At 74.3% G+C, this 3,553-nt stretch carries 2 protein-coding genes; both read left to right on the top strand.

Features of this window, described 5'->3' with window-relative positions:
* Positions 1 to 924, top strand: a 924-nt coding sequence (locus tag FDZ70_07850; protein ID TLM73191.1) for a PD-(D/E)XK nuclease family protein, incomplete at its 5' end; no start/stop codon positions are given.
* Positions 876 to 3,553, top strand: a 2,678-nt coding sequence (locus tag FDZ70_07845) for a hypothetical protein (protein ID TLM73190.1), incomplete at its 3' end; no start/stop codon positions are given. The genes FDZ70_07850 and FDZ70_07845, both read left to right, overlap by 49 nt.

Raw genomic sequence — 3,553 nt, 5'->3', positions numbered from 1 at the left:
CGCCGGCGGGTGCCGCGGCCCGGCGCGCTCACCGACCCGCACGTGCTCGCGCGGCTCGCCTCACAGGAGGTCTACGCCGCAAGCGAGATCGAGTCCTACCTGCAGTGTCCGTTCCGGTGGCTGGTCGAGAAGCAGCTGCGTGCCGAGTCGCTCGATCTTGCCGTCGACGCGCTGACCCGCGGGACCGTGGCGCACGCGGCGCTGCGGAACCTGTACGAGCGGCTCCCCGCCGAGGCGGGAGCCGTCCGGGTGACGGCGGGCTGCCTGCCTGCCGCCTGCGGTCTGGTGGATGCGGCGGTCGACGCCGCGCTCAGCGAGGAGCGGGTGCCCGCGGACGCGTCGGACGCGATGCGGGCGGACGTGGTCAGGCTGCTGCTACGTCATCTGCGCACCGAGCCGGAGTCGCTGCACGGGTTTGCGCCGGCGCACCTGGAATGGTCGTTCGGGATCCGTGACGAGGAGGGGCCGGTGGACCTCGGCGGGTTCTCGCTCAAGGGGTGCGTCGATCGCATCGACGAGGCGGCGGACGGCTCGGTCATCGTGATCGACTACAAGACCGGCGGAGCTGTCGAGGTCAGGGACTGGGCGGAGCGGGGGAAGGTGCAACTGCCGCTCTACGCTGCGGCCGTCGCGCAGCGGTTCGGGCGCGAGGTCGCCGGGTGCTTCTATCGCGGCCTCACGAAGGACTCGGTGAAGCGCTTCGTCGGGCCGTACGTGGAGGGGCGCGTGACGGGCGGCGTGGCGCCGAAGGACGCGCTGTCCGCGGACGGGTTCGCCGAGGCGGTCGGCGACGCGCTCGGCCGTGCCGGCGCGGCGGTCGCGGGCATGCGCGCGGGCGAGATCCCCGCGGTTCCGGCCGGCGACGCGTCCGAGACGTGCCGGTACTGCCCGGCCAGGGGTTACTGCGGGAGGGAGTCGAGGTGAGCGCGGTGAGGCCGAACCCCGAGCAGGCCGCGGTCATCGAGCGTCTCGACGGCGACCTCGTCGTCGCGGCCGGCGCCGGTACCGGGAAGACGGCCACGATGGCGCGGCGCTTCGCGCGCGCGGTAACGCGTGATGACGGCCCGCGCGAGCCGATGGCGCTCGAACAGGTCCTCGCGATCACCTTCACGCGCAAGGCCGCCGCCGAGCTGTCCGAGCGCGTGCGGCGCGTGCTGGTGGGCGAACACGCGGACGGGCTTGCGCTCGCTCGGCACATCGACGAGGCGTGGATCTCGACCATCGACTCCTTCTGCAGCCGCATCGTGCGCCGGCACGCGCTCGCGGCCGGCGTCGAGCCGGGCTTCCGTGTCGCGGACGACGTGCTGTCCGGCACGATGCGCGGGGAGACGCTCGACGAGGTGGTCGCGCGAGCGCGCGCGGAGGGCGGCGACGGCGCTGCACTCGTCGACACCTACGGGGACGAGGCCGTGCGCGTCTGCCTCGGCGACGCGTACGATCGGATCAGGACCATGGGACTCACGGTCGCCGATCTGGAGGTCGCGCAAGGCGAGCCGCTCGGCGAGGCGGTCGCCGCGTTCCTCGACCTCGTGGATGACCTCGAGCGGGGGATCCTGGCGCGGCCGTCGAGGGGCACGACGCTCGAGACCAGCCTCGTGCGCTGTCGCGAGCTGCGCGAGGGACTCGCCGCGGCGATGGCGCTGCCGCCGGACGAGTGCGCGGACGCGGTCCTGGCCGTCGCGCCCCCCGCCAAGCCCGTGACGTTCAGCAGAGCGAGCGAGCCCAAGGACCTCGCCGAAGCGGCCGAGGCCGGCAAGATCCGCCTGCGGACCGCGGCGACCGGGGCGGTGTGCCGCCCGATGATGATCGCGTTCAAGGAGATGCTCGCGGAGTTCGAGGAGGGGTATGGGCGGCGCAAACGCGCGCAGGGCCTGCTGGACCTGCCGGACGTGACGCTCGCGGCGGCGCGACTCTTCGAGCAGCGCCCGGACGTGGCCGGGCACTACCGGTCCCAGTTCCGCCTGATGATGATCGACGAGTTCCAGGACACCAACGCGCTGCAGATGCGAGTCTTCGAGCCGCTCCGCGACGACGACCTGTGCGTCGTCGGCGACGACAAGCAGTCGATCTACGGCTTCCGCTTCGCCGACGTCGACGTGTTTCGCGGCCTTCGCGACGCTGCCGGCGGCGCGACGCCGCTGTCCGAGAACTTCCGGTCGCACCCGGACGTGCTCGCGTTCGTGAACGAGGTGTTCGGCCACCCGACCGTCTTCGGCGAAGACCTCACCAGGCTCGTCGCCCACCGGGCGGCAGGGGAGTCGGCGGGGTGGCCGACGGACTCGCCGCGGGTGGAGGTGCTCGCGGTCGCCGGCTCGACGCTGGGTGAGGCGAGCGCGGAGGAGGCCGAGGCGGCCCTGATCGCCGAGCGCATCGTCGCGCTGCTCGCCGAGGGTGTCTCCGCCGGCGATGTCGTGGTCCTGCTGCGAGGCATGCCGCGGGCGGTCACGTACGCGGCCGCGCTGCGTGACGCCGGCGTGCCGGTACACGTCGCTTCGGGAGAGGCGTTCTTCGACTCGGCGGCCGTCGGCGACCTGCGTGCGCTGCTCAAGGCGCTCATCGTCCCCGATGACGACGGCGCCATGGTCCGCGTTCTCGCCGGGCCGCTCGTGGGCGTCGGGAGCGACGCCCTCCTCGCCGTGCGCGAGGCGGTCGGGCGCTCCGCGTCGCTGGCGTCCGGTCTGCCGCTCGCCGTGGCGGGCGAGGTGCCGGGCGTGTGCGCCGAGGACCGCGAGGCGTTCGCGGCGTTCCTGTCCGCGTTCGACGCGCTGCGCGAGCGAGCGTCCCGCGTGCGGGTGGCCGACCTTCTCCGCGAGGCATGCACGTCGCTCGACTACGACCTGTCGCTGCTCGCGTCGGGCGCGGACGGCCCGCGCGAGTGGCAGAACGCGCTGAAGCTCATGCGGATGGCGGCGGACTGGGACGCGGCGGGCGCAGGCGACGCGGGCGCGTTCCTCGGCCATCTGGAGTCGTGCGAGCGGTATGCGACCGCGGAGCGGGCGGCCCCGCTCGCGGGCGAGGCCTCGGCGGTGCGGATCATGTCGGTCCACGGGGCCAAGGGCCTCGAGTTCCCCGTGGTCTTCTTCGCCCGCGCGCACGGGCAGATGCTGCGCAACGAGGCGCCCGCGCTGCGCGTCGACCGGGTCGACGGCAGGCCGCTCCTCTCGTACAAGCATCCGGAGGACGGGAGCGGGCACGACGGCGCGCCCGGGTCCCGCTACGAGGAGGTGAGGGCTCTCGCCCGCGATCTCGAGCAGGCGGAGGAGCTGCGCCTCGCCTACGTGGCGTGCACCCGTGCGCGCGAGGCGCTGTTCGTCACCGGCGTGGCGAAGGGCAAGGACGACGCGCCGAAGCCGGGAACGTTCCTCGGCGTGCTCCACACCGCGCTCGGGGCGCCTGAGCTCTCCGCGGCGCCGGGGTCCGCTGCGGTGCCGGCGGGCCGCTGGACCGTGGCGGACGCGACGGCTATCGTCCGCCCGGAGCCGCCCGCCGCGGAGCCGTCGCCGGGATCGGCGGCAGCGCCCCGAGCCGCCGCGCCCGGCGCACCGGCGGACGG

The sequence above is a fragment of the Actinomycetota bacterium genome (genome assembly GCA_005774595.1).
Classification (GTDB): Bacteria; Actinomycetota; Coriobacteriia; order Anaerosomatales; family D1FN1-002; genus D1FN1-002.
The sequence above is the reverse complement of the archived record's forward strand: the minus strand, read 5'-3'. Positions and strand labels throughout refer to the sequence as shown.